We start from the raw sequence: 26,046 nt of genomic DNA on the forward strand, positions 1-26,046 counted from the left end.
CACCCCCAAGTCATCCTGAGGCACCACCCTCAGGAATAGCGCCCGTCAAGGCGCTGCGCGCCATGCCTGGCGCACCACTAAAAAGGGCGCCACTGCTGCAGTGGCGCCCTTTCACGTTATACCAGCAGAGCAACCCTACGCGCTTTTCTTAATGGTTTTACTGTCTTTCTGGTTACTATCGGGTTTTTTGCTGTCGTCAGCATCGCTGGGTTGGGGCAGCGAAGGTAGTGACTTGGCTAGCATCTCAACGCTGTGACGATAGTAGAGTTGGCTCTTGTTATGCTCGCCAAGGCTTGCATAGAGGCGAGCAAGTTCAGCGCATACTTCGCCATTGGGGCGCTGGCGCTGGCTGGCTTCAAAGTATTCCAGGGCTTTATCCCATTTGCCAGTGCGCAGCGAGAGACGGCCACAGGTCAGCAGTAGCTCGGGGTCGTTGGGGCGCTCCTGAAGCCACTTTTCGGCTTTGGCCAGTTGACGCCCTGCATCTACGTTGAGCAAACCATAGCGTTTTACCAGGCGCGCATCCCAGTGGTGATCTAGCGAGTGATTGAGTAAGCGTTCCGCAATCGGCTCTTCATTAGCTTGGATAAGCGCTTCGGCGTAAAGCACGATCAGCTCGGTATTACCGCGCAGGTAGTCGGGCATATCAGCCCACAGGCCGCGCACGCGTTCAATATCGCTAGGGTTCTGAGCTTCAAAAATAATCAGCTCGCGGTAGGCTTTAAACTCCAGCTGTTCGCGTTCTTGCTGAGTGATGAGCTTCTGCGCCGCCAAGCGTGGAATCAAGCGCCGTAAGCCTTCCCAGTCATTGACGCTTAAATGCACCTGCTTGAGTAGCTTGAGCACTTGAGGGTGGTTAGTGAGCTTTTTATCCAGCCGATTGAGAATTGCCTGCGCTTCTTCAGGCTGCTGGCGCTCGATCATCATTTGCGCCTGCATTAAGCCGACCGCCGTATCGGCACCCTCGGTGGTGAGCTGGGCCTGGTTGAGGTGCTCCTGGGATTGCGAGTGGCGGCCCTGATAATGCGCTGCCAGCGCTGCAGATAAGTAATTGACCAGCGGTGTGCTGGAGTCATCGGCGGCGTTCATCAAGGTTTTTTCGGCTTTTTTCCAGCGGCCTTCCGTTAGCGCCACCAGTCCGCGCACGGTGCGCTGCATGGCGCGACGATTGCGGGCGCGGCTGTTCCAGCTGCGAAAGCGCCCCATGGGGCGAATAATCCCGCTGAGTAAGCGGAGCACAAAATGTAGGACAATAAAGGCCGCGAACAACAGCACCAAGCCAAACCAGAACGAGGTTTGCACGGAGGAGTCGCCCACGCGTATCAGCCAGTAGCCGGGCACTGACATCATCAGGTGCCCAAACAGGGCCCCGACGGCGAGGCCTGCGACAATCAGGAGAACGAGCTTTCTCATGATTCACCTCCGCTCTGATTACGCGACTCGTAGCGGTTCTCGATAAAGCGAGCGAGTTCCTGCTGTGAGCCGCTGATATCGGGCAGCTCCGGCTTTACTTGGGCTTGTTGAAGCTCTTGAAGGCGCGTAATCACGCTTTGTGTTTCTTCGCGAGAGGTATCGTAGTAGTCGTTCAGCAGCTGTAGCGCTTTGTCGATACTTGCATCATAAAGCTCTTTCTCTTCGTTGAGCAAAGCTAGCTGAGTCTGCTCCAGCACCAAGCGCAGGCTTTGGCGTAGGTAAGACTCTTGTTCCGGCGTAATCAATGCTTCCAACGCTTCATCGTGATGACGAACCACCACGAGGTCTTTGAGTTCTTCTCCAAAGCGTGCCAGCTGGCGTTGGAAAGTGCCGGTGGGCGGCTCTTCGATGCTAGAGGTGACGGCCTGTTCTGCAATCTCCTGCGAAAGACGCAGGCTGGAGATGCGCTCCTGCTGAGCATTTAACGCTAAGTAGAGGCCAGTGCGGTCAACCTGGGGTACGGCATCCAGCGCGGCTAGCTCATTGGCAATCTCGCTGCGGACCGGGGTCAGTGCGGGGTTGTCGGCATCGGCCAGGCGAGCATCGGCGGTACGCAGCAGTGCGGCCGCGCCTTCAACATCACCCTCCAGCTGCAAGCGCTGGTTGGCCAGGCGGAGCAGGTAGGCGGCTTCGGCGTGCAGCCACTCACGTTCGTCGGTGTCCTGCTCTTGAGAGAGCTGGTCGAGCACTTGACTTAGTGTCTCGTCGACGTCGCTGCGATAGCTGTCAAATTCGTCGCGTAGTTCACTTAGCGTACTCTGTAGCGCTTCATCGCGTTCGGCTTCGGCGCTATCGAGACGCGACTCAAGGTCGCTAACCGCCTGCTGGGACGCGCTTTGTTCCGTTTGTTGCGCCAGTTCATCAAGGCGCTGCTGCTGATTCTCTAAGCGCTGCCAGCCTTGCCAAGCAACGAACGCTAAAGCAATGGCCAGGATAATCACCAGCGCAATGGCAAAACCGCTGCCTTTACCGCCACTGCCTTGGGGGCTAGCGGTCGGCGGTGTAGCGCCGCTGCCCGCGCCGCCAGAGGACGATTTGGACGCTGCAGTAGAAGACGGAGCACTTGAACCTCTCGCGTTTGCAGACGCCGTGTCAGCCGATTTCGCCTTACTATCCTTGCTGTTTGATGGGCTGCCCGAAGTGCTATCTGACGTACTGTTCGAAGTGCTATTTGACGTACTTTCCGACGCACTGGCAGCGGTTGAGCTCGCCGTAGACGAGCCTTTTCCGCGACGGCGTGAGCGGCTGTTTTTATTGCCACCTTGAGGTGTCGACGCTGAGCTCGATGATTGGGTCGGCGGTGTGCTGGGTTCCGTTGCCTGGGTAGTGGAAGCAGCCTTGTCGGTCGTCTTCGTGGCGTCTGGGGTGGCATCTTGGGACGCCGGTTTTACGTCATCCTGATCGTTTACTTGTTTGCTCATCTGTCGCTAGCCCTTGAGTTAAGTTCCTTGATCGACATCGGCACCCTGTGGGTCGCAGGTCTCCAACGCCGCTATCAACGCAGCTGGCGTAGCTCCGGACGCCACCTTGAGGTCACAAAAACCTAGTCTGCCAGCCAGTGTAGCCAAACGTTGGCTGGAGACGATTAGCGGTTGGTTCAACGCCGCTTGATTGCACCATTTTGCCAGATGTTCCAGCAGTTCGCTGCTGGTGACGATCAACGCCCGGTAATTACCTGAAAATAAGCGTGTTTGTAAGGCCGGTGCAAGGGGCTGAAACGTGCGTCGATAAACGCCAACACGGGTGATGTTTGCCCCTCGCTCAGCCAGTGTTTGTGCTAACAGCGGGCGGCCACCTTCACCTGCCACCAGTAGAATGCGCTGATGATCTACCTGCTGAAGTGAGGGCAGTGCCAGTAGCGCCTCGCTAGTATCCTCACCCGCATCGGGCGAGGGCACGTGGACGCGAACGCCTAGCTGTTCAAACAGCGTTCTCGCCGTGGTGTTGCCGACGCTGTAATAATCAATCCCCACCGGCAGTTGCGGCCAATAGCGATCCAACGCCTCACTAAAACATACGGCAGCAAAGGGGCTGATGACTATTATCTTATGGTACTGATCGATATTCAGCCAGATTTGCCGCTGCGCAGGATCTTCCAGCAACGGTTCCAGCTGCATCACGGCGAGTGATTCTACCTGCTCGCCCTGTTCTCGTAACGCCGCCGCTAACGCTTCACCGCGCTCACCGGGACGGCAGATCAGTACCGGTTGTGTCATATCTCGCGGCCGTAAACCTCGGCCAAAATAGCCCCTGCGCCTTGGTCAAGTAGTTCTTCGGCAATACGAATACCCAACGCTTCAGGCTCATGCATTGAGCCACGGCCTTCGGCGCGCAGCACTTCGGTGCCTTCTGGGGTGCCGACTAGGCCGCGTAACCACAGGGTTTCATTGTCGATGTCCAGCACTGCGTGGCCGGCAATCGGTACTTGGCAGCCGCCTTCCAGGCGTGTGTTCATGGCTCGCTCGGCGCGCACGCGCGTGGCGGTGTCGGCGTCGTCAAGCGGCGCTAACAACGCAATCAGTTCAGGGTCGTGCAAACGGCATTCAATGCCTAAAGCCCCTTGACCACAGGCGGGTAGGCAAATTTCCGGCGGCAGTGCTTGGGCAATCCGCTCATCCAGCCCAAGCCGTTTCAAGCCGGAGGTGGCGAGAATAATGGCGTCAAAGTCGCCCGCATCTAACTTGGCCAACCGGGTTTGCACGCTGCCGCGCAGGTTAAGAATTTGCAGATCAGGACGGGCTTCGCGCATTTGCAGGCCACGGCGTAGGCTTGCGGTGCCAATTCGTGCCCCTTCGGGTAGCTCGTCAATGTTAGTGTAGTGATTCGATACAAACGCATCCGTGGGGTCGGCACCCTCTAAAATGACCGACAGGCCAAGCCCTTCGGGGAAGTGCATCGGCACATCCTTCATGGAATGCACAGCAATGTCGGCGCGGCCATCGAGCATGGCATCTTCGAGTTCTTTGACGAACAGCCCTTTACCGCCAATTTTTGCCAGCGGCGTATCGAGGATTTTGTCGCCTTTTGTCGAGAGCGCAACGAGCTCAACCTCTAGGCCGCTGTGTGCCGCCATTAAACGGTCGCGAACGTACTCAGCCTGCCACATGGCCAGTTGGCTTTTACGCGTGGCAATGCGCAGTTTGGTGATAGATGGCACGTTATTCTCCCTATACCGCAGACACGGCGAGTCAATCTATGATAAACCTCATCATAAAGCACCCGGCCACACAGTAAAAATAACCGCTCCAATTAAACGTTGGCGCCAGGTTGTTATTCACTCATTTTAATCAGGCCATGCCATGCTTCCGGTAGCCTCTCAATGCCAGCTAGACCATTTTTTTCTGCTCTCTAGGGACCTGTTCTGCTGCATCGACTTTGAAGGCACGCTGCTACAAGTCAATCCAGCCTTCGAGTCGCTGCTGGGGTATTCATCCGAACAATTGATCGGGCGTGCTTGTGGAATGGTGGTTGAGCCGCAGGATCATCCCGTCATTGAAGAAGCGCTTGAGCGTATGCGTCAACATGCCAAGGTGACGCCCTTTGAGGTTAGAGCTATCTCTTCGGCGGGTAAGCGGCATTGGTTAGAGGTCACCCCGTCGTTGGGCGATAATGTTATTTATGTGATCGCCCGGGTGATTACCCGGCGCAAAGCGAGTGAACACCAGCTAAAGCTGCTAGAGCGTAGCGTTGAATCAAGCACCAATGGGATGATTATTGTCGATGCGCAGAGCAGCGATCTGCCCCTGGTGTACGTCAATAGCGCTTTTGAGCGCATTACCGGCTATTCGCGTAGCCAAGCCCTGGGCCGTAACTGCCGTTTTCTACAGGGAGAGGAGACCGACCCTGAAACCATCAAGCAGCTGCGGGTAGCGATTGCCGAACAGCGCGAAGTGCACGTGGTCATTCGTAATTATCGGCGTGACGGCACGGAATTTTGGAACGACCTGCATATTTCGCCCGTGCGCGATGATAACGCCCAAGTCACCCACTTTATCGGGGTACAAAACGACATTTCTGAACAGCGTGAATATCAGGCTCAGCTCACCTATAACGCCAATCACGATGCCCTGACAGGGCTGCCAAATCGCATGATGCTTGCCGAGCGTCTACAGCAGGGGTGCTTGCTGGCGCGCCGTTATCAGCGCTATTTGGCGGTGTTGTTTATCGATCTGGACGATTTTAAACCGATCAACGATACGCTTGGCCATGAGGTAGGCGACTTTATTTTGGTCGAGGTTGCCAAGCGGCTGGAAAATGAACTGCGCCCTTGGGATACCGTCGCGCGCTTTGGTAGCGATGAGTTCGTGGTGGTGCTGCCGGATCTAGCCCATCAAAATGACGTGATACAAGTGGTAGAGCGGGTGCTACAGGGGCTTTCGCCACCTTATTGGTACCGTGACAGTGAGCTGCGTATTACGGCCAGTATCGGCATTGCTATCAATGACGGCAGCGTAAAAAATCCTCGCCAGCTTATCCAGCAGGCGGATTTGGCAATGTATAAAGCCAAACGACGCGGGCGCAATACCTACCACTGGTATACCGAAGACTTGAATCGCAAGGTGAGCGAACGAGTCAGCTTGCGCAGCGCGCTACAGCAAGCCATTGAGCAGCAGCAATTTGAGCTTCATTATCAGCCGCAAATCCACGCGCCCAGTGGTCGCGCGGTGGGGGTTGAAGCGCTGATTCGCTGGCAGCACCCGGAGCGCGGTAATATCCCGCCGTCTGAGTTTATTAGTCTTGCAGAAGATACCGGTCAGATTATGCCGATCAGCGAATGGGTGCTGGCCACGGCCTGTCGTGATGCCCGGGCGCTCAACGCCATGGGCGTTGGCCCGATTACCATGGCGGTTAATATCTCGCCTATGCATTTCCAGCGGTCGGGGTTTTTAGCCTCAATTCAGCAGGTGCTGACCGATACGGGCTTACCACCAGCGCTGCTCGAGTTGGAGATTACCGAAGGCGTGCTCATGGAGAGTGCCGAGCAAGCCATGCAAGTGCTGCAAGGATTACGCCACCTGGGTGCGCTTATTGCCCTGGATGATTTTGGCACCGGCTTCTCTAGCCTGAGCTATCTAAAACGCTTACCGATTAACCGTATCAAAATCGACCGCTCCTTCGTTCGCGATGTCATCAACGACCGTCACGACGCGGCGATTATCGACGGCGTGGTCGCCATGGCCGGCAAAATGGGGCTGGAGGTGCTGGTCGAAGGCGTGGAGGAGGCCGAGCAGCTTAACTACCTTCGACAGCACGGCTGCGACTATTTTCAGGGCTACTACTTTGCTCGTCCCATGCCCCTAAACGACCTCCGCACGTTTTTGCACAAACCGCCGACGTTTATCACGTCCCTCGCTTAGCCACCTTGGCTACGGCGGGGCGCAGAAATAAAAACGGCGTGCCGCTGACCGGGGCGATTCTGGTACACTTTCGGCCAACGACTCCTTTGTATTGTCAGCAGGATATACCTTCGATGAGCCAAGCTACGAATCAGTCTTGGGGCGGTCGCTTTAGCGAGCCCACCGACGCCTTTGTCGCCCGTTTCACCGCATCTGTTAATTTCGATCAGCGCCTGGCCCCCCAGGACATCCAGGGCTCCATTGCCCACGCCACCATGCTGGCTCGGGTCGGCGTGCTGACCGATGACGAACGCGATGCGATTATCAACGGCCTGAAAGAGATTCAGGGCGAGATCGAGCGAGGCGAGTTTAATTGGTCGGTGCCGCTGGAAGATGTGCACATGAACATTGAGGCACGGTTGACCGAAAAAATCGGCATTACCGGTAAAAAACTCCATACCGGGCGCTCACGCAACGACCAGGTCGCCACCGATATCCGGCTGTTTTTGCGCGATGAAATCGACGTTATCGAAGTGGAACTCAAGCGCCTGCGCGAAGGCATGATCGAGCTGGCTGACCGTGAGGCCGAGACTATCATGCCCGGCTTTACCCACCTGCAAACCGCCCAGCCGGTCACTTTTGGCCACCATATTTTAGCTTGGCAAGAGATGCTCGCGCGCGATCACGAACGCCTGCTGGACTGCCGTAAGCGGGTTAATGTTTTGCCGCTGGGCGCCGCTGCACTGGCGGGCACTACCTACCCGATTGACCGCCACGTTACCGCAGAACTGTTGGGCTTTGACCGTCCAACGGAGAACTCGCTTGACGCGGTCTCGGATCGTGACTTCGCTATCGAATTTACCAGCTTTGCCAGCATTTTATTAATGCACCTGTCGCGGATGAGCGAAGAGCTGGTGCTATGGACCAGTGCTCAGTTTGATTTTATCGACTTACCCGACCGCTTCTGCACTGGCTCCTCAATCATGCCGCAGAAGAAAAACCCCGACGTACCCGAGCTGGTACGCGGCAAAACCGGGCGTGTATACGGCCACCTGATGTCGCTGCTAACGCTGATGAAGTCCCAGCCGCTGGCCTATAATAAAGACAATCAGGAAGACAAGGAGCCGCTGTTCGACGCCGTGGACACCGTGCGCGACTGCCTGAAAGCCTTCGCCGATATGGTGCCCGCCATTGAACCCAAAAAAGCCAGCATGTATGAAGCGGCGCGTCGTGGTTTCTCTACCGCGACGGACTTGGCCGACTACCTGGTGCGTAAAGGCGTGGCCTTCCGCGATGCCCACGAAATCGTTGGTCAGTCCGTGGCTTACGGCCTTAAAACTGAAAAAGATCTCTCCGAAATGAGCCTTGACGAGCTTAAGCAGTTCTCCGCCACTATCGATCAGGATGTGTTCGAGGTGTTAACCCTGGAAGGCTCGGTAGCCGCCCGTAATCACATTGGTGGCACGGCGCCGAATCAGGTGCGGGCGGCCGCCCAGCGAGCGCGTGAGGCGCTGAATGTGCTCAAGGCGGGCGCATGAAAACGCTGGCATCTATGGCCCTTTTAGCGCTGCTGTTAACCGCGGTGGCCGGTTGTGGGCAAAAAGGGCCGCTGTATATGCCCGACGATGAAGTCGCCACCGAACAGTCGAACCCGTCGGCTAACTAGACAGGCGCTGGCGTAGGAGAAGGGGAGAGCAACATGGATTATTTTAACTACCGCGATGGCGTGCTGTACGCCGAAGATGTACCGCTATCACGGATTGCCGACGAGCACGGTACACCCTGCTATGTCTATTCAAAAGCGACCTTAACGCGCCACTTCCGCGCCTATACCGAAGCGCTGGGCAGCCACCCGCACCTGATTTGCTATGCCGTTAAGGCTAACTCCAACCTGGCGGTGCTAGGCCTGCTAGCCAAACTGGGCGCTGGGTTCGATATCGTCTCCATCGGCGAGCTTGAGCGGGTACTCAAGGCCGGTGGCGACCCGGCCAAGGTGGTGTTTTCCGGCGTTGCCAAACAGGCCCACGAAATGGCCCGTGCGCTGGACGTGGGCATTAAGTGCTTTAACGTTGAATCGCGCCCCGAGCTTGAGCGCTTGAATCGCGTCGCTGGCGAACAGGGTAAAATTGCCCCCGTTTCGCTACGCGTGAACCCCGATGTGGACGCGGGGACCCACCCGTATATCTCTACCGGTCTGAAAGACAACAAGTTCGGCATCCCAGTAGATGAAGCGCTGGCGGTTTACGAATTGGCGGCAAGCCTGCCGAACCTGCGGGTTAAGGGGCTCGATTGCCATATCGGCTCCCAGCTCACCGAAACTGCTCCGTTCCTTGACGCCCTCGATCGCTTGCTGATGCTCATGGAGCGCCTGCGTGAACGGGGTATTGAAATCGACCACCTCGATCTCGGCGGCGGCTTGGGCGTACCTTACCGCGATGAAAAACCACCCCAGCCGTTTGATTATGCCAGCCAGCTGTTGGCGCGGCTTTCGCGCTGGGAAGGCGGCGAAGCGCTGACATTGCTGTTTGAACCGGGACGATCCATTGCGGCCAATGCCGGGGTCATGCTGACCCGGGTAGAGTTTTTGAAGCCTGGCGAGACCAAAAATTTTGCCATTGTCGATGCGGCCATGAACGATTTGATCCGCCCGGCGTTGTATCAGGCGTGGCAGGCGATTGTGCCGGTGGATACCCGCGAAATACGCGCAAGCGCCCTTTACGATGTCGTCGGCCCGGTATGCGAAACGGGCGACTTTCTGGGCAAAGAGCGCGAACTGGCGATTGCCGAAGGCGACCTGCTGGCGGTGCGCTCAGCAGGCGCCTACGGTTTTGTCATGGCGTCGAACTACAACAGCCGCCCACGCGCTGCGGAACTGATGGTCGATGGCGATAGCTGCCACGTGGTACGCGAGCGGGAAACCGTTGCCAACCTATGGGCGGGTGAAGCGCTGCTGCCCGAAGGGGGGCACTGATGCTGTTGCACTTCACCAAAATGCACGGCCTGGGCAATGATTTTGTCATGGTCGACCTGGTTACTCAGCGTGCCCGGCTGGATGAGGCGCAAATTCGCGCATTGGCTGACCGGCGTTTCGGCATTGGCTTTGACCAGCTTTTAGTGGTCGAACCGCCCCGTGACCCAGAGATGGACTTTCGCTACCGTATTTACAATGCCGACGGCGGTGAAGTGGAGAACTGTGGCAACGGGGCGCGCTGTTTCGCCCGCTTCGTGCGCGATCAGCGGCTGACCCACAAGCATGAAATCCATGTGGAAACCGCCGGTGGGCCGCTGATGCTCACCGTGCAGCACGACGGCTTGGTGCGTGTGGATATGGGCCGCCCGCGGTTTAGCCCCGTGGCGATACCCTTTGACGCGACTGGCGACCAACCGCTGCACCCGCTGGAAGTAGGCGGCGAAACGCTGAGTATCGCCGTCGTTTCGATGGGCAATCCCCACGCGGTGCTACAGGTCGATAGTGTGGAGAATGCGCCAGTTGAACGCTTGGGGCCGTTGGTAGAAGCCCATCCCCGCTTTCCCAAGCGTGTTAACGTAGGTTTTATGCAGGTACTCTCGCCGAGCGAAATTCGTTTGCGTGTTTACGAGCGCGGCAGTGGTGAAACGCTTGCCTGCGGTACCGGCGCCTGCGCAGCAGTGGCCAGCGGCATTCGTCAGGGGCTGTTAAAAAGCCCGGTAAGAGTCCACTTATCCGGTGGCGAGCTCAGTATTGAATGGCCCGACCCCGAAGGGGCGCTAACCATGGTGGGTCCCGCTACACGCGTCTTTGATGGCCGCGTAGCACTGTATTAACTTGAGGAGAACGGCGATGTCAGAAGCCCCCGAACCCCGCAAAACGTTCGATCCTGATCAGGTGGCGTTCTGGCTGGCGCGTCATCCCGATTTCTTCGTCGGCCGCGAGGGATTGCTCCAGCAGCTGCAGGTGCCCCACCCGCATATTGATGGCGCGGTGTCACTGCTAGAGCGGCTGGTCTTTGACCTGCGCAAGCGTGCTGAAACCGCCGAAGGCCGTCTGGAGCACCTGCTGGAAACCGCCCGCCATAACGAGTCCCAGTACCGGCGGCTACGCGAAACGCTGATTGCACTGGTTGAGGCGCAGGACCGCGATGCGTTGGCGCAGGCGTTGGCTACCCAGCTCAGCGAACGCTTTGAGACCCCCGCCATGGCGCTGTGGTGCCCTGCGGCGTTAAGCAATGATGAGCCAGCGCCGCCGCAGCCGCCGCGTCACGTGCTCAATCAACACGCGAGCGCACGGTTGTCGGCGCTGTTGGACGGCCGCACGAGCCGCTGCGTTAAACTGAGCGTCAGCGACTGGAAGTGCTTGCTGCCCCACGTCAAAGCGCCCCGTAAGGCGGGCTCCTGCGCGATTTCACGGCTTTCGGCGGGCGAACCTTTAGGTTATTTGCTGCTAGCCAGCCCCAGCCCTGACGCTTATCGTGCCAGCATGGATACGCTGTTCACCGAGTACCTGGGTGATATCGTCGCGCGCTTGCTGGTGCGCCTAGGCGATCATGGCTGAATCCTTAATGGTGGAATCAGCCATGACCCAGCGCGTTGCGGCATTTCTGAGCGCGCTGGAGAGTCATGCAAGCCCGGCCACCGTTGAGGCCTACCGGCATGATCTGGCGGCGCTGTGTGCCTTTACCCAGCGGCGCGAAGTAACGAACCCCGCTGCATTAGACACCGCGCTGCTGCGGGCGTTTTTAGGCGCCGAGCGCAGCCGGGGCTTGGCGGCTAGAAGCCTTGCCCGGCGCCGTGCAGCGCTTTCCCGCTTCGCCGATTACCTGGTTAAGCAGGGCGTTCTGGCCGATAACCCAGTGGGCTTACTGCGAACGCCCAAGCAGCCCAGCCACCTGCCACGTCCGGTGGATGTCGACGCCCTGGCGCGCTTTCTCGATACATCCCACGACGGTTCGCCGCTCGGCGTGCGGGATCAGGCCATTCTTGAGCTGTTTTACTCCAGCGGCCTGCGCTTAGCGGAACTGGCAGCACTTGATCTGGGCGATTTGCAAAACCACCGCGTCAGAGTGATCGGTAAAGGCGGCAAGCCGCGCCAGGTGCCGGTTGGCGCGCGTGCTCAGCAGGCCCTGGCCGAATGGCTGGGATGTCGCTCAGCGTTGGCGCCCATTAATGAGCAGGCGCTGTTTGTGGGCCAGCACGGGCAGCGGTTAGGTCATCGCGCCATTCAAAAGCGCTTAGCGCAGCTGGCGCTTGCCCGTGGCCTGCCCGAGCACCTTCACCCGCACCGCTTGCGCCACTCTTTTGCCAGCCACCTGTTGGAATCGAGCCAAGATCTGCGTGCGGTGCAGGAGCTGTTGGGTCACGCCAATTTGTCGACCACGCAAATTTATACCCGGCTTGACTGGCAGCACCTCGCCACCAGCTACGATGCCGCCCACCCTCGAGCTAAACGTGGGCCTAGCCCTAGGAGCAAGCCATGACAACGCTGAAGGCAATTACTTTCGATCTTGATGACACGCTATGGGATAACCACGGGGTGATGGCGCGTACCGAAGAGGGGCATTATCGCTGGTTGTTGGAGGCGCTTGCCGCGTGGCGGAGCACACGCCAGGAGCCCATCCTTGGATTAAACCACGACGATGGCGGGCACGATTATCTGCAGCGTCGTCAACAGTTGACCAAAGAGGTGCCCGAACGGCGTGGTGACTTCACTTGGCTGCGTTTGCGCGCCCTGGAAGCCCAGTTAGAAGATGCCGGTCTGCATCGCAGTGCTGCGTTAATGTGGGCAGCCGCGGCGATGAATGAGTTTCACCGCCTACGCGTGCAGGTCACGCCCCACCCCGAAGCGGCCGGTTTGCTGACCGCCCTGGCGGAACGCTATCAGTTGGCGGCGATCACTAATGGCAATATTCATCTTCAACGTCAGCCGCTGGCCAGCTACTTTCCAGTTGCCATTGCTGCGGGTGAGTTACTAGCGCCCAAGCCTGACCCTACGCCGTTCCTCACCGCGCTCTCGCGCTTAAACGTGGCCCCTGAATGTGCCATGCATGTGGGCGACTCATGGCAGGAAGACGTATTGCCCGCCCAGCAGTTGGGCATGCACGCCGTATGGGTTTCCGCGACGGAGGACCAGGCGCTTCCACCGCGTGTGCACCGCATAGCGCATATTAAAGAGCTGCCTAGCGTGCTTGAGAGGCTATAAAAAGGGGCCTAGAGCGGTATCACTCAGGGGGTGTATACAGCCACTGATTGAGTTTTTGTGACAAGGTATCGACGCCGTCGCGCTTGAGAGAAGAGAACAGCTGTACGGAGACCATGTCTTCCCATTCCTTCAAGCGCGAGCGTACTTTTTGCAGGGAGGCGCTGGCAGGCCCTTTTTTAAGTTTGTCGGCTTTGGTGAGCAGAATATGCACCGGCATTTCGCGCTGGTCGGCGTAATCGAGCATCATCTGATCAAATTCGGTGAGCGGGTGACGTACGTCCATTAGCAGCACTAAGCCGCGCAGGCTAAACCGGTTGCGAAGGTACTCGGCGAGGTGTTTTTGCCACTCCAGCTTGACCGATTCGGGAACTTTGGCGTAGCCGTAGCCTGGTAAGTCGACCAACCGCCGCGACTCGTCGTTCATCACGCTAAAAAAGTTAATAAGTTGGGTACGGCCTGGGGTGCGCGAGGTGCGCGCCAAAGCATTTTGCTGGGTTAGCGCATTGATAGCGCTTGATTTGCCTGCGTTTGAACGCCCGGCAAAGGCCACCTCGGCGCCGGTGTCGTCCGGGCATAGCGCCAGGGTTGGCGCGCTGATAATAAATTGGGCCGTCGGGTAGTTCAGCCGAGGGACTGGGTTATCATGGGAGGTAGACATGGAATTAATCCTGGAAAACGAACATAAGAGCGGCTTGCTCAACACCCTAACCGCTGATTATCACCTAATCATGGCGTAGCGGGCGTAGTAATGAAGCATGTTAGAGCGCTGTGAGCAGTACTGCGACGAATTACCCTTAAAGCAGGCCAGGACTTGCATTCCCGCCGCTGGGGTGATTCGTTATAATGCAAGCGGTTCATATCTGCGACCTGGGGCGCTAGTATACCATCATCGCCCTCTAGCCGGCAGCGACCAACGCGATACGTTGTTCGTTTTGGCGGAGCTAACCCTGGTAATTTGTGGAGCCTGGGAAGCGCCCAGGGTGCGTACCAGTCAAACATAAAACGGCATAGTGGAATAGCAATGAGACAGTTACTGGCAAGCCTAGCAATTACCATGGGCGCCGTTGGCATCGCCCACGCTCAAACGGACTACCAAGCCGATGCCGACGCATCCGCTGGTAAGGAAATGGCCCAAACATGCGCCGCCTGTCACGGGCAGCAGGGCATTAGTGCCGTGCCGACATTTCCCAATCTGGCAGGGCAGCAAATGTCCTATCTGGCCAAACAGATTATGGATATCCGTGACGGCAATCGTATGGTTGCTCAAATGGCCGGGCAGGTGGATGACTTCTCTGACCAAGACGCCTGGGATGTGGCGGCGTACTTTGCTCAGCAAGACGCCAACTTGGGACAAGCCAGCGATGAAAACGCTGAACTATTGGCTCGTGGCGAAGAGCTTTACCGCGCTGGCGATATATCCAAAGGTATACCCGCCTGTTCCGCTTGCCACACGCCCACTGGGGTCGGCATCGGTAGCGCCGTTTATCCGGCCCTTTCCGGTCAGCATCCCGAGTATACGGTGTCAACGCTTCAGGACTTTGCGGCCGGCGAGCGTAACAACAGCCCCAATAACATCATGGGCGATATCGCTTCCAAGATGAGCGATAACGACATGCAAGCTGTGGCTAACTACGTTTTAGGCTTGAACTAGTGTATTAGGCCTGAACTAGTTTTTAAGCTGATCAGCTTTGTAAACGAAGGCATGGACGCCTAAATAGTGCCCTATGCTATTGGCGGGAGAGTTAATCTGGCGATGTGGGCCCGCCGAGGGAACCCGTTGCGGTATCCTAGGTCTTAGTATGCGCTTACCCATGGAGAAACTTACACGATGTCAATAAAAACGATCTTTAAAACGCGCCCGATGTTCAAAACACTAATCGTCGCGCTGGCCGGTTTGGGGCTTTCCGCGGCAGTCAGTGCGCAAGAAGTGGTAGAAGACCAGGACTACGAATTGCTTGAATCACCGGTAGAAACCCAGGTTGGCGATGGGCAAATTGAAGTCACCGAAGTGTTTTGGTTTGGCTGCCCACATTGTTATCGGCTGCAAACGCCGGTGAACGAATGGTACGAGACGTTGGAAGATGACGTTAGTGTTGTCAAAATGCCTGCCACCATGGGCGGCGATTGGAATACCCATGCGACCGCTTTCTACGCCGCCAAATCGTTAGGTATTGAAGACGAGTTGCATGCGGATTTCTTTAATGCGATTCATCAGGAAGGCCGCTCGCTGACTGAAACCGATGACATTGCTGACTTTTTTGCCGACTATGGCGTGAATGAAGAAGAAGCTAAGCAAGCACTCACTGCCTTTAGCGTACGCAGCGAAGTGAATAGCGCTAACAGCCGCATGCGTGAAATGAAGTTGATGGGGGTACCTGCACTAGTGGTTGATGGTCGCTACCTTGTCACACCGAGCTCCGCTGGCAGCCTGGATAATATGCCTCAGGTCGCTGACGCGCTGGTTGAACAGATACGTGCAGAGCGCGAAGAATAACCGTGTTACGTGAGGTAAGAGGCGGCGATGAGGCGGCCATGAGTAATGCTCGTTCATCGCTGCAAGAAGATGGTCATCTGCGCTTGTTGACGTTTAACCTGCAGGTAGGCATTCAGACGTCTGCGTATCATCACTATCTCACTCGCAGCTGGCAGCACCTGCTGCCCCATCCGCGTCGCCAGCAACGTCTGGATATTATGGGCGACGTGTTGAGTAAGTTCGATATAGTAGGGCTGCAAGAGGTTGATGGCGGTAGTTTCCGTTCCAGCCGTGTCAATCAAGTGGAATATCTCGCTACCAAAGCGGGATTTCCTCATCATTTTCAACAGCTAAACCGTAACCTGGGGCGCATCGCGCAACACAGTAACGGGTTGCTGTCGCGCTTGACGCCCAGTCAAATCGAAGAGCACCGTTTGCCCGGCGCAATGCCGGGTCGCGGGGCGATTCACGCCCGTTTTGGCGAGGGTCCCGATGCGCTGCATATCTTTGTGGCCCACTTAGCGCTCAGCCACCGGGGGCGTGTGCGTCAGCTCAACTATTTAAGCGAGATTATTCAGCCACTGCGTCATGTGGTGGTCATGGGGGATCTCAACTGTACTCCTGATCAATTGCACGCCCACGAGCGTTTTAGCGCGTCGTTGCCGCTGCACCCGGTTAAGCCACTGCTGAGCTACCCCTCCTGGCAGCCGCGTCGCGCGCTTGATCATATTCTGTTGTCGCAGTCGTTAGAGGTCTCTGAGGTGCGCGTGTTGGACCATCTATTCTCTGATCACCTGCCGATCGCCGTGGATCTACCGCTGCCTGCGGCTTGCTTAACAGCGATTCACGCAAGCGATTAGCCGGCGCCCTTTTAGCCAAAGTCCTTAGCCCAGTAGTGTAGCCAGCGTCCTTTTAGCCACAGCACTTAGCCTAAGTGTTTAGCTTCACAGGCACATCTTGCCGCCCCTGGGCGCTGCATTGTCCGTGTATATGCGCTATTGTCTGGGGCGCTGACTCCCCTTAGTCGTATTACGCGAGACACTGCTATGTCGGACACAACACAACTACCTGCGTTTATTACTGCGCTGGACCGCGCTTCAGAGTGGTTCGGGCGTACACTTGCCTGGCTAATCGTCATTATGATGTTGATTCAGTTCGCGATTGTACTGCTTCGCTACGTTTTCAGTGTGAACAGTATTTTTATGCAAGAGCTAGTGATGTATATGCACGCCAGCGTGTTTATGCTCGCTGCTGCCTATACCTTTCGCCACGATGGTCACGTGCGGGTAGATATCTTCTATCGAGGAATGACCCCACGCCGTCAAGCGCTCGTCAATGTGGTGGGCATTATTACGTTATTGATGCCCGTTATGGTCTTCATCATTGCTTCCAGCCTGGGCTACGTTTCCAACTCATGGCGCATTCTGGAAAGCTCCCCGGACTACGGCGGCATTCCGGCTGTTTTTGCGCTGAAAACCTTAATACCGCTGTTTGCGCTGCTGATGATCGTGCAAGGCGTGATCGAGATTTTGCGTAATGGCTATGTGATGGCAGGGCGAATCGTGCCGTCCGCTACCGGTGGCAACCACCTCGAGGAGCGCGTTTGATGCTGGAATTTATGCCGCTTATTTTATTTGCTGCCATCTGTATGGTGTTGATGTTCGGCTTTCCAGTGGCGCTTTCGCTGGCGGGCACGGCGCTGCTGTTTGCCGGTATGGGGCTGGGTCTGGAAGCCATCGGCATCGACGCTAACTTTGATAGTGGCTACCTCGCTGCCCTGCCCAACCGGCTTTACGGGATTATGACCAACCAAACGCTGTTGGCGGTGCCGCTCTTTGTGCTAATGGGCGTGTTGCTGGAAAAATCCAAAGTGGCTGAGACGCTGTTGGATGCTATGGCTCTATTGTTTGGCTCGTTGCGCGGTGGTTTGGGCATTTCGGTAACCCTGGTGGGCATGCTGATGGCCGCCTCTACCGGTATTGTGGGAGCTACAGTGGTCACCATGGGCTTGATGTCGCTGCCCACCATGCTAAAGCGTGGCTACAGTACCTCGTTGGCAACTGGCACTATCTGTGCCACCGGCACGCTGGGCCAGATTATTCCACCCTCCATCGCGCTGGTGCTGCTGGGGGATGTGCTGTCATCGGCGTATCAACAGGCGCAGCTGGATATGGGGATTTTCAGCCCTAAAACAGTCTCTGTGGGCGACCTGTTCATGGGCGCACTGGTGCCGGGGTTGCTGCTGGTCATGATGTACATGGCTTACGTGGCCGTTGTCGCGTGGTTACGCCCGCAGATGGCCCCCGCCGCTGACCGTGAAGAACTAATGGCCGAGCTTGGCCACACCTCTGGGCTGGGCATGCTGCTACTTAAAGGCCTCGTGCCGCCGGTGGTGTTGATTGTGGCGGTGCTGGGGTCGATCCTAAGCGGCTTTGCCACGCCGACCGAAGCCTCATCGGTCGGTGCGTTTGGTGCTTTGGTGTTAGCGCTGGCTTACCGTCAGCTTGATATGCAGACCCTAAAAGAGGTGCTGCGCTCGACCACTCACGTCACCACCATGGTATTTATGATTTTGATTGGTGCGGCGCTGTTTTCGCTGGTCTTCCGGGCCTACGGCGGGGAACACATGGTGACCGAGCTGTTCGAGGGAATGCCCGGCGGTGTGGTGGGCGCGACGCTTATCGTCATGCTAGTGATCTTTCTGCTCGGCTTTATTCTCGACTTTATCGAGATTACCTTTGTGGTCGTGCCCATCGTTGGGCCGATTCTGCTCGCCATGGGGCTTGACCCCATTTGGCTGGGCATCATGATCGCGATCAACCTGCAAACATCTTTCTTAACGCCGCCGTTTGGCTTCGCGCTGTTTTATCTGCGTGGCGTGGCGCCTCCCTCGGTGCCTACGTCGGCTATCTATCGCGGCGTTATTCCGTTTATTCTGATGCAGCTGGGTATGTTGCTGATGCTGACGTTTTTCCCACAGTTGGCAACGTGGCTGCCCGCGCAGTTTGGCTAACTAAGGGTTAGTTGAAAAATATGGCTGCTATCAACGTTAAGAAGTGGCAGCCTAAACAAAAAGCAGTTAACAGCCATTAATGGCCTGTAGTAAACCGCTTGGTGTTCTACGCTAGGCGGAGTATTTCCTACTCATAATAGTAATAATAGACAGTAAGAGGATTGTCCGTATGAAAGCCAAAACACTCCCCGTCGCCATCGCCACGACGACCGCGCTCTCCGCCAGTCTGCTGGTGATATCGGGTGTTGATAACCAGGCGCAAGCTCAAGAAGACGAGTTTCGTTGGAAAATGGTCACCTCCTGGCCGAAGAATTTCCCCGGCGTTGGCCAAGGCCCCGAGCGCCTTTCTCAACTGGTCGACGACATGTCAGATGGTCGTTTAACCATTGAAGTCTTCGGCGCAGGCCAACTGGTACCGGGTTTTGAGGTCTTTGACGCCGTTTCCGAGGGCACCGCCGAGCTGGGCCACTCCGCCTCCTACTACTGGAAAGGCAAAGCCCCCGCCGCCCAGTTCTTCGCTGCCGTACCGTTTGGTATGAACGCCCAAGAGATGAACGCCTGGCTAAGCTATGGCGGCGGCATGGAGCTGTGGAACGAACTGTACGATGACTTCGGCGTTGACGTAATGGTTGCGGGTGCCTCAGGCGTGCAGATGGGCGGCTGGTACAACAAAGAGATCAACTCGGTTGACGACCTGAACGGCCTTAAAATGCGTATGCCCGGTTTGGGTGGCGAAGTGATGAGCCGCATGGGCGTCGCGATTGTAAACATGCCGGGCGGCGAGATCTTTACCTCGCTGCAGTCCGGTGCGATCGACGCCACTGAGTGGATCGGCCCTTACAACGACCTAGCATTCGGCTTGCATCAAGCCGCCGATTATTATTACTACCCAGGCTGGCACGAGCCGACGGTCATGTTCGAGGCGATTGTTAATGAAGAGGCTTTCGCCGAATTGCCATCGGATTTGCAGGCGATTCTGCGTACCGCCATTAGTGACGTTAACCAAAGCGTGCTAGACGAGTACACTGCCCGTAACAACGATGCGCTGGAAACCCTGGTCAACGAGCACGATGTTGAACTGCGCCGCATTCCTGACGACGTACTGGCTCAGGCGCGGGAGCACTCAGCTGATGTTGTCGCAGAGTTGGCGGAATCGAGCGAATTAGCCACGCGTATCTATGACTCCTATCAAGCGTTCCAAGAGAAGGTTGAGGATTACCACGCTATCTCTGAGCAGGCGTACTACAACGCCCGCAACCCGGAAGGTGACACCGCGCAATAGTTTGACGTGCTTGACGCACACTAACGAGCCGCCTTCGTGAACTGGCTCCGAAAATAGGGACAGTAAAAACTAAGCGGGCAAGGCCTGATTTCGGTACTGAACCGGACTCAGGCCTTTTAGTTTGGTCTTAACCACATTGGCCGATGCCCGTCTGTAACTGCTCAATGTTGTCGAATTCCAGCCAAGCTTTGCTATTCCTTAGTTGCATTTCTCAACCCTAGGACATCATCTGCGTGCCACCGGGGCTGCAAACCGTGCACGCCCGAGATCGCCGTAGCAGCAAACCCCTTGGTCTTGTCCTTTCCCCTAGGTTAGTACCAGTGGCTCAATGAGATTCTCCGCATTATGCCGCTCTTTGCGCATATTCAACAGGCGACAATTAATTGAGTGAGCTGGGAGGGTGAATGTGATTGATTAAAATGGGCTTGAGGTTAGTCCCATTTTGGGATATAATGCCTCTATCAAGGAGGCCGCATGAGAATAATATCGACAAAAAACCTAAAGGATTTCTGGGAACAGCATCCTGATGCCAAAGGCCCGCTGGAGGCCTGGGTTGACGAAGTAAAGCACGCTAAGTGGAAGAGTTCGCATGACATCAAGGCGAGATACCCAAGAGCCAGCATACTGGGTAACAAGCGCGTCGTATTTGACATCAAGGGCAACGACTACCGACTCATCGTGAGTGTTGCCTATCGATTCGACGCGGTCTACATCAAGTTCATCGGCACCCACGCTGATTACGACAAAGTGGACGCCGAGACAGTTGAAATGGAGTGATCCTATGAATATTCGCCCGATTCACACTGAGGCCGACTACAAGGCAGTGCTGCGCGAGGTATCCGCATACTTCGACAACGAGCCTGAACCTGGCACCGAGGACGGCGACCGCTTCGATATCCTACTGACCCTGGTCGAGGCTTACGAAGCAAAGCAATTCCCTGTGGACTTGCCTGATCCCATTGAGGCGATCAAGTTCCGCATGGATCAGGAGGGGCTTACCGCTAAAGACCTGGAGCCGGCAATAGGCAAGCGCAACCGTGTTTACGAGATACTCAACGGTAAGCGCAATCTGACTCTAACCATGGTCTGGAAGCTACACAAGATGTTCGGTATCCCAGCTGAGAGCTTGATCAAGCCTCCGCGCGATACTCACCCCGCCTGATAGAGCAACCAGAAACCACTACAAAGCCGCCCAGCTGTCCATTCGGGCGGCTTTTGTGTGTTTGGCATGTCGTTTTCGGCAGCATAAGGCGCGCAGCTTGGGTATCCTAGGCGTACAGTGACGTTTTTGTCGTGAAGGAGCCCCATGTCTACCCATTCCCGTCTTTGCAATGTGCTTACCATCGCCGGCTCTGATCCTTCGGGGGGCGCCGGGCTGCAGGGTGACCTGAAAACCTTTTCAGCCCTTGGCGTTTACGGCACCAATGTGATCACCGCGGTGATCGCCCAGAATACCTGCGGTGTGGCCTCAGTGTATCCCGTCTCGCCCCAGGCCATTCGCGAACAGCTGGAGCACCTGCTGGATGATGTGGCAATAGAGGCTGTCAAAATCGGCATGGTCGCCAGCCGTGATGTGGCCGAGGTGATCGCCGAGGTGCTGAGCCAACGCCGCCCACGTTGGATCGTACTTGACCCTGTGATGGTGGCCAAAAGCGGCGATATTCTGGTCGATAATGACGGCATCCGCGCAGTGCGCGATATCCTGGTGCCGCTTGCCGATGTGATAACGCCCAACCTGCCGGAAGCCGCGGTGCTGCTTGATACGCCGACGCCCACAACGCCGGACGCGATGGAGGCAATGCTGCCAGGCCTAACACAGCTGGGTGCGCCCTACGTGGTGCTGAAAGGCGGCCATTTACGCGGGGCAACCTGTCCCGACCTGTTGGCCACACCCAGCCACCATGAGTGGCTGCCCGCCTCGCGTATTGATACCGAAAACTTGCACGGTACCGGCTGTGCGCTTTCCTCGGCGATTGCCGCCTGCTTGGCGAAGTTATCCGCTGATGCAGCCGCTGATGCGCCGGTGGCGGCGATCAGCGAGGCCAAGCAGTGGCTGCATGCCGCCTTAGAGGCGAGTGTGCGTCTAAGTGTGGGTAAAGGGCGCGGACCGGTGCACCACTTTCACGCTTGGTGGTAATTTGGTGTGCTGCCCGGGGGCATTTGGGCACAGGTAGCTTGCGAGAATGGGCATTGCCCACCATGCTAAGGAGTGTGTTTGCTTAACGGCTTACCGGGCTAAGCTGCTCGGCCAAGGAGCTTCTCGCCATGCTTCGCACTGTCTCAAGCTCAAGTACGATCCTGTTTGCCACCGATCTTTCCGCTGACAATCGCGCCGCTTTTGCTCGGGCGTTACGTTTGGCTTATGCCCAAAGTGTTCAGCTAGATGTGCTGCACGTGGTGGACCCCTATCTCCCACGGCGGATACTGCGTGATATTGAAAGCGCAGTGGTCGAAGATATTACTGCCACTGCGACCGACCTGCGCGAAGATTACGGCCTCGAAGCGCCCAAAACGCTGATCCAAACCGTCGCCGGCTCGCCTCACGTTGAGATTGTCCGCGAAGCCCATGAGCGCAATGTCGCGCTAATTATTTTGGGCATGCACCGCAAGCGGGGCCAAAAAGACCTGCTGGCGGGCACCACCGTGATGCGTGTGCTGCGCAGCGCGCCATGCCCTGTCGTTGTCTCTTCTCACCAACCGACCCAGCCATGGCAGCATATTCTGGTACCTATCGATTTTTCGCTGACGGCGCGGCATACCTTGAAAGAGGCACTAATCCGCTTCCCCGAGGCCTCGCTGACGTTGCTGCACGCTTGGTCGCTACCCGGTGAGCGCGAGCTGGGTTCCCAGGCGTATTACGCCCATTGGCGTGATTATGAAGTGCAGCGACTGCGCGAGCAGTTGAACAACGAAGTCGATACGCTGATGCGCGAGTTAGACGGAGTACCCGAGGTAGAGCTAGTGCTAGAGCAGGGCGCACCCTGCGATGTATTGCAGGCGTATATGAAGCGGCATTCCCCCGATTTGGTAATGATCGGCAGCCGGGGGCAGCCTCATCATGCTAGCCAAGTCACAGAAATGTTGTTGAGTGAGCCTCACTGCGACCTGATGCTTTGCCGCGCCTGGTGAGTGCTCACGTTTAACGGGTGTTGGTTCATGCCCAACATGTTGTAAAGAGCTATTGTACGGAACCTATGTTGGCTGTAATGGTATGTATAACAATGCAGCCATTAGGAGGTTTTATGTCCATCGCAAAAGCTCGGCACGCCGTTCAATTTGCAACACTATTGGCGGGTCTATTGATGATTCCCTGGGCCATGGCAAGTAGTGTGACCGTAAAAGGCGAAGCGTTTGAGCGCATAGTAGAGGAGCATGGCCAGCGCTATAGCCTCATTGGTAGTGGGGTTTTGCGCTATATGATTTGGACGGCCTATGCGGGTGCGTACTACCAAGCGGCAGACAAAACCCAGCCGCAGCCATTGAGCGATGTACCGCGGCGCTTAGAGTTAGCCTATTTTCACGCCATTGAAGCCAACGAGTTTGTCGAAGCTACCACCGAAACGCTACGCGACAACCTAACTGCCTACGAGTATTCCCAGCTGGAAACTCAAATTGATGCCTTCAACGAAAGCTATCAGGGTGTCGAGCCACAAGATCGCTATGTACTGAGTTGGGACGGCGATACCCTGCGGCTGGTGCTAAATGGCGATAGACTATTTGAGGGCGGTAACGCAAAACTGGCCAGCGCGATGTTTGGAATCTGGTTAGGCGAGCGGCCTTTAAAAGAAGGCTTTCGCGATGCACTATTAGGCAGAGACTAACTAGTCAGAAACGAACGCAGTGAGGGAAAAGAACGTTGAAAGCTTTGATTCAGCGGGTAAAGCGCGCAAGCGTAGAAGTGGACGGCTATATTGTCGGCAGTATTGATCGCGGGCTGTTGGCGCTGGTGGGAGTGGAAAAGCATGACGACGCGGCCAGCGTGGAGAAGCTGCTGCATAAGCTACTCCACTACCGCGTATTCAGCGACGCCGACGGTAAAATGAATTACAACCTGCAGCAGACCAATGGCGGTCTGCTGCTTGTCTCCCAGTTCACCCTGGCGGCGGATACTCACAAAGGGCTGCGTCCGGGCTTCTCTAGCGCTGCTTCCCCAGCCCAGGGCGAAACGCTGTTTAACTTGCTGGTTGAGCAGGCTTACACCGCCTGGCCGTATGTCGACAGCGGTAAATTTGGTGCTGATATGCTGGTGGGCCTGGTCAACGATGGCCCGGTAACGTTTTTGCTCGAAAGCTAGCCCCGGTTTTGAGCACTAGCTTTCCGCACCTTCGCTGGCGAGCAATTCGGCTTCCATTGTTTCCAATGACTCTTCGGCGCTTAGCCACTGTCGTTCCGACTCGTCCAAACGCGCTTTAATTTCAGCCTGCTGGCTAAGCGTCTTGGTCAATTCGGCTTTGCGGCTGCTGTCTGTGTAAAGCTCAGGGTCCGCCAGCACTTGTTCGACCTTATCAAGTTCCTGTTGGGCCTTTTCCATGGCTTTTTCGGCCTGGTCACGCTGCTTTTTCAGCGGGCGCAGTTTCTCGCGCAGCTCGGCGGCCGCTTTGCGCGATGCCTTGCGTGCTTCACGGCTGTCACCGCTAGGCTGTTGGCTCTGACGCTCGGCTTTTTCGCCGCGTGAATCCCGCCGGCTCTCCTCCAGGCGCGCTTTAAGCCAAACCCGGTAGTCCTCCAAATCGCCATCAAAGGGCTCAACGCGGTGATCCGCTACCCGCCAGAACTCATCGACCGTAGCGCGTAGTAAGTGACGGTCGTGAGAGACCAAAATAACCGTGCCTTCGAAGCTTGCCAGCGCCTGGGTCAGCGCTTCGCGCATTTCTAAGTCCAAGTGGTTGGTGGGCTCATCGAGCAGTAGCAGGTTGGGTTTTTGCCAGGCGACGAGCGCCAGTGCCAGGCGGGCTTTCTCACCCCCTGAATAGTTAGCGACTTTGCCGAAAGCATCATCGCCCTTAAAGCCAAAGCCACCCAGGAAGTTGCGGATCTCCTGATCGCTGGCGGTGGGCGAAAGGCGTTGCACATGCACAAAGGGCGTCGACGACACGTCCAGACTCTCCAGCTGGTGCTGGGCGAAGTAGCCAATCGCCAAATGCTCGCCGGGTATGCGTTTGCCGTTAAGCAACTCAAGTTCACCGGTTAGCGATTTAATCAAGGTCGATTTACCCGCCCCATTGGGGCCTAGCAGGCCAATGCGACTGCCGGGGAGCAGGGTAACGTTGACCTTGTCCAACTGGACGTTGTCGTCACTGCCGTCGCCGCTTTTGCCCCGATAGCCGAGCTGAGCCTGATCCAGCACCAGCAGGGGGCGCGAGGTTTTATCAGCGGCGGGCAGCGTGAAGTGGAAAGGGGAGTCGACGTGGGCGACGGCGATATCTTCCATCCGCTCAAGCATCTTGACCCGGCTTTGCGCCTGCTTAGCTTTGGTTGCCTGGGCCTTAAAGCGGGTAATAAAACGCTCGATCTCCTCCCGGCGGGCCTGCTGTTTGGCGGCTTCAGCTTGCTGTAGAGCAAGCTTTTCGGCGCGGGTACGCTCAAATTGGGAGTAGTTGCCGCGGTAAAGCTCCAGCGTTTGATGGTGCATATGCACAATGTGATCACACACCGCATCCAAAAAGTCGCGGTCATGGGAAATTAGTAGCAGCGTCCCTGGGTAGCGCGTTAGCCACTGCTCCAACCAGAGTAGAGCGTCCAAATCCAGGTGGTTGGTAGGCTCATCAAGCAACAATAAGTCGGAGGGCATAAACAGCGTGCGGGCGAGGTTGACCCGCATCCGCCAGCCGCCGGAAAACGCCGAGAGCGGGCGAGTGAGGTCCGCCTGGAGGAAGCCTAGCCCCACCAGCAGCTGCGCCGCACGTGATTCCGCGCGGTAGCCATCCAGGGTTTCAATTAAACCGTGCAGTTCGGCTTCGCGGTGGGCCTCACCGGCTTCGCGGGCAGCGCGCAAATCGGCTTCTGCTTGACGCAGCGCTAGATCGCCATCAAGCACATACTCGATAATCGGGCGGTCGAGGGTGCCGACTTCTTGGGCCATGTGCGCGATGCGCTGGCCGCCGCTCATCTCTATATCGCCTTGGTCGGGTCCCAGCTCGCCCAACAAGAGTTTGAACAGGCTCGATTTGCCGGCGCCGTTTGCCCCGATAATGCCGGCCTTTACCCCACTGTTCAGGGTAATATCCGCGTTGTCGAGTAGCGTTTGCGTGCCGCGTTGCAGGGCGACTTGGCGCAGTGCGATCATGCCTTCTC

General features: G+C 56.9%; 28 protein-coding genes. 21 read left to right on the top strand and 7 right to left on the bottom strand.

Annotation, left to right across the window (positions count from 1 at the left end):
- Positions 1-135: 135 nt before the first annotated feature.
- On the bottom strand, positions 136-1,413 hold the full coding sequence (locus RZA33_RS17110) for a heme biosynthesis HemY N-terminal domain-containing protein (protein WP_317508916.1): 1,278 nt from the start codon (positions 1,411-1,413) through the stop codon (positions 136-138).
- Positions 1,410-2,414 (bottom strand): uroporphyrinogen-III C-methyltransferase, encoded by a 1,005-nt coding sequence (locus RZA33_RS17115; RefSeq protein ID WP_317508917.1) that lies wholly within the window; start codon positions 2,412-2,414, stop codon positions 1,410-1,412. Before RZA33_RS17115 ends, RZA33_RS17110 begins: the two co-directional genes overlap by 4 nt.
- A gap of 7 nt (positions 2,415-2,421) precedes the next feature.
- Between RZA33_RS17115 and RZA33_RS17120 the strand changes: the two genes are divergently transcribed.
- Entirely contained in the window at positions 2,422-2,739 is a 318-nt protein-coding gene (locus RZA33_RS17120) for a hypothetical protein (protein ID WP_317508918.1), read from the top strand.
- A gap of 173 nt (positions 2,740-2,912) precedes the next feature.
- On the opposite strand, the gene RZA33_RS17125 is transcribed toward RZA33_RS17120, so the two are convergent.
- Entirely contained in the window at positions 2,913-3,689 is a 777-nt protein-coding gene (locus tag RZA33_RS17125; RefSeq protein ID WP_317508919.1) for a uroporphyrinogen-III synthase, read from the bottom strand.
- Positions 3,686-4,630, bottom strand: coding sequence for a hydroxymethylbilane synthase (gene hemC / locus RZA33_RS17130; protein WP_317508920.1), 945 nt, complete (start codon positions 4,628-4,630; stop codon positions 3,686-3,688). Before hemC ends, RZA33_RS17125 begins: the two co-directional genes overlap by 4 nt.
- Before the next feature lie 142 nt (positions 4,631-4,772).
- Between hemC and RZA33_RS17135 the strand changes: the two genes are divergently transcribed.
- The 8 genes from RZA33_RS17135 to RZA33_RS17170 all read left to right on the top strand — a co-directional run bounded on the left by RZA33_RS17135 (position 4,773) and on the right by RZA33_RS17170 (position 12,984).
- A complete protein-coding gene (locus tag RZA33_RS17135) occupies positions 4,773-6,830 on the top strand; it encodes a putative bifunctional diguanylate cyclase/phosphodiesterase (RefSeq protein ID WP_317508921.1) in 2,058 nt (685 codons plus the stop codon).
- A gap of 113 nt (positions 6,831-6,943) precedes the next feature.
- Positions 6,944-8,347 carry an argininosuccinate lyase gene (gene argH, locus RZA33_RS17140; RefSeq protein ID WP_317508922.1) on the top strand — a complete coding sequence of 468 codons (1,404 nt, stop codon included), beginning with the start codon at positions 6,944-6,946 and terminating at the stop codon, positions 8,345-8,347.
- Complete coding sequence (gene lptM, locus RZA33_RS17145) at positions 8,344-8,475, top strand: LPS translocon maturation chaperone LptM (RefSeq protein WP_317508923.1); 132 nt, start codon at positions 8,344-8,346, stop codon at positions 8,473-8,475. The genes argH and lptM overlap by 4 nt, the downstream gene beginning before the upstream one ends.
- Before the next feature lie 33 nt (positions 8,476-8,508).
- Positions 8,509-9,780 (top strand): diaminopimelate decarboxylase, encoded by a 1,272-nt coding sequence (lysA, locus tag RZA33_RS17150; RefSeq protein WP_317508924.1) that lies wholly within the window; start codon positions 8,509-8,511, stop codon positions 9,778-9,780.
- A complete protein-coding gene (gene dapF / locus RZA33_RS17155; protein ID WP_317508925.1) occupies positions 9,780-10,613 on the top strand; it encodes a diaminopimelate epimerase in 834 nt (277 codons plus the stop codon). The genes lysA and dapF overlap by 1 nt, the downstream gene beginning before the upstream one ends.
- A gap of 16 nt (positions 10,614-10,629) precedes the next feature.
- Complete coding sequence (locus RZA33_RS17160) at positions 10,630-11,340, top strand: DUF484 family protein (RefSeq protein WP_317508926.1); 711 nt, start codon at positions 10,630-10,632, stop codon at positions 11,338-11,340.
- Positions 11,341-11,362: 22 nt separating this feature from the next.
- The gene (locus tag RZA33_RS17165) at positions 11,363-12,262 is read left to right on the top strand and encodes a tyrosine recombinase XerC (RefSeq protein ID WP_416337882.1); all 900 of its coding nucleotides are present in this window, start codon (positions 11,363-11,365) and stop codon (positions 12,260-12,262) included.
- On the top strand, positions 12,259-12,984 hold the full coding sequence (locus tag RZA33_RS17170; protein WP_317508928.1) for an HAD family hydrolase: 726 nt from the start codon (positions 12,259-12,261) through the stop codon (positions 12,982-12,984). The genes RZA33_RS17165 and RZA33_RS17170 overlap by 4 nt, the downstream gene beginning before the upstream one ends.
- Before the next feature lie 19 nt (positions 12,985-13,003).
- Here RZA33_RS17170 and yihA read toward each other — a convergent pair whose 3' ends face one another.
- Entirely contained in the window at positions 13,004-13,642 is a 639-nt protein-coding gene (gene yihA, locus RZA33_RS17175; RefSeq protein WP_317508929.1) for a ribosome biogenesis GTP-binding protein YihA/YsxC, read from the bottom strand.
- Between the two features lie 363 nt (positions 13,643-14,005).
- Between yihA and RZA33_RS17180 the strand changes: the two genes are divergently transcribed.
- The 6 genes from RZA33_RS17180 (at position 14,006) to RZA33_RS17205 (ending at position 19,752) form a co-directional block, all read left to right on the top strand.
- Complete coding sequence (locus RZA33_RS17180; RefSeq protein WP_317508930.1) at positions 14,006-14,635, top strand: c-type cytochrome; 630 nt, start codon at positions 14,006-14,008, stop codon at positions 14,633-14,635.
- A 210-nt stretch (positions 14,636-14,845) separates the two neighbouring features.
- On the top strand, positions 14,846-15,478 hold the full coding sequence (locus RZA33_RS17185) for a thiol:disulfide interchange protein DsbA/DsbL (protein ID WP_317508968.1): 633 nt from the start codon (positions 14,846-14,848) through the stop codon (positions 15,476-15,478).
- A gap of 38 nt (positions 15,479-15,516) precedes the next feature.
- Complete coding sequence (locus tag RZA33_RS17190; RefSeq protein WP_317508931.1) at positions 15,517-16,317, top strand: endonuclease/exonuclease/phosphatase family protein; 801 nt, start codon at positions 15,517-15,519, stop codon at positions 16,315-16,317.
- A gap of 186 nt (positions 16,318-16,503) precedes the next feature.
- The gene (locus RZA33_RS17195) at positions 16,504-17,064 is read left to right on the top strand and encodes a TRAP transporter small permease subunit (RefSeq protein ID WP_317508932.1); all 561 of its coding nucleotides are present in this window, start codon (positions 16,504-16,506) and stop codon (positions 17,062-17,064) included.
- Positions 17,064-18,470, top strand: a complete 1,407-nt coding sequence (locus RZA33_RS17200; RefSeq protein ID WP_317508933.1) for a TRAP transporter large permease subunit — start codon at positions 17,064-17,066, stop codon at positions 18,468-18,470. Before RZA33_RS17195 ends, RZA33_RS17200 begins: the two co-directional genes overlap by 1 nt.
- A gap of 169 nt (positions 18,471-18,639) precedes the next feature.
- On the top strand, positions 18,640-19,752 hold the full coding sequence (locus RZA33_RS17205; protein ID WP_317508934.1) for a TRAP transporter substrate-binding protein DctP: 1,113 nt from the start codon (positions 18,640-18,642) through the stop codon (positions 19,750-19,752).
- A gap of 69 nt (positions 19,753-19,821) precedes the next feature.
- Here RZA33_RS17205 and RZA33_RS19945 read toward each other — a convergent pair whose 3' ends face one another.
- Positions 19,822-19,887 (bottom strand): IS3 family transposase, encoded by a 66-nt coding sequence (locus tag RZA33_RS19945; protein WP_416337883.1) that lies wholly within the window; start codon positions 19,885-19,887, stop codon positions 19,822-19,824.
- A 339-nt stretch (positions 19,888-20,226) separates the two neighbouring features.
- On the opposite strand from RZA33_RS19945, the gene RZA33_RS17210 reads away from it, so the two are divergent.
- The 6 genes from RZA33_RS17210 (at position 20,227) to dtd (ending at position 24,046) form a co-directional block, all read left to right on the top strand.
- Complete coding sequence (locus tag RZA33_RS17210) at positions 20,227-20,529, top strand: type II toxin-antitoxin system HigB family toxin (protein WP_317508935.1); 303 nt, start codon at positions 20,227-20,229, stop codon at positions 20,527-20,529.
- A gap of 4 nt (positions 20,530-20,533) precedes the next feature.
- Positions 20,534-20,914 (top strand): helix-turn-helix domain-containing protein, encoded by a 381-nt coding sequence (locus tag RZA33_RS17215; RefSeq protein WP_317508936.1) that lies wholly within the window; start codon positions 20,534-20,536, stop codon positions 20,912-20,914.
- Between the two features lie 144 nt (positions 20,915-21,058).
- Positions 21,059-21,889 carry a bifunctional hydroxymethylpyrimidine kinase/phosphomethylpyrimidine kinase gene (gene thiD, locus RZA33_RS17220; protein ID WP_317508937.1) on the top strand — a complete coding sequence of 277 codons (831 nt, stop codon included), beginning with the start codon at positions 21,059-21,061 and terminating at the stop codon, positions 21,887-21,889.
- A gap of 128 nt (positions 21,890-22,017) precedes the next feature.
- Positions 22,018-22,881, top strand: coding sequence for a universal stress protein (locus RZA33_RS17225; RefSeq protein ID WP_317508938.1), 864 nt, complete (start codon positions 22,018-22,020; stop codon positions 22,879-22,881).
- A gap of 113 nt (positions 22,882-22,994) precedes the next feature.
- Positions 22,995-23,573 carry a chalcone isomerase family protein gene (locus tag RZA33_RS17230; protein WP_317508939.1) on the top strand — a complete coding sequence of 193 codons (579 nt, stop codon included), beginning with the start codon at positions 22,995-22,997 and terminating at the stop codon, positions 23,571-23,573.
- A 35-nt stretch (positions 23,574-23,608) separates the two neighbouring features.
- On the top strand, positions 23,609-24,046 hold the full coding sequence (gene dtd, locus RZA33_RS17235) for a D-aminoacyl-tRNA deacylase (RefSeq protein WP_317508940.1): 438 nt from the start codon (positions 23,609-23,611) through the stop codon (positions 24,044-24,046).
- Between the two features lie 15 nt (positions 24,047-24,061).
- On the opposite strand, the gene RZA33_RS17240 is transcribed toward dtd, so the two are convergent.
- Positions 24,062-26,038, bottom strand: a complete 1,977-nt coding sequence (locus RZA33_RS17240; protein WP_317508941.1) for an ATP-binding cassette domain-containing protein — start codon at positions 26,036-26,038, stop codon at positions 24,062-24,064.
- Positions 26,039-26,046: the final 8 nt, after the last annotated feature.

This window comes from Halovibrio sp. HP20-59, from assembly GCF_033052795.2.
Classification (GTDB): domain Bacteria; phylum Pseudomonadota; class Gammaproteobacteria; order Pseudomonadales; family Halomonadaceae; genus Vreelandella.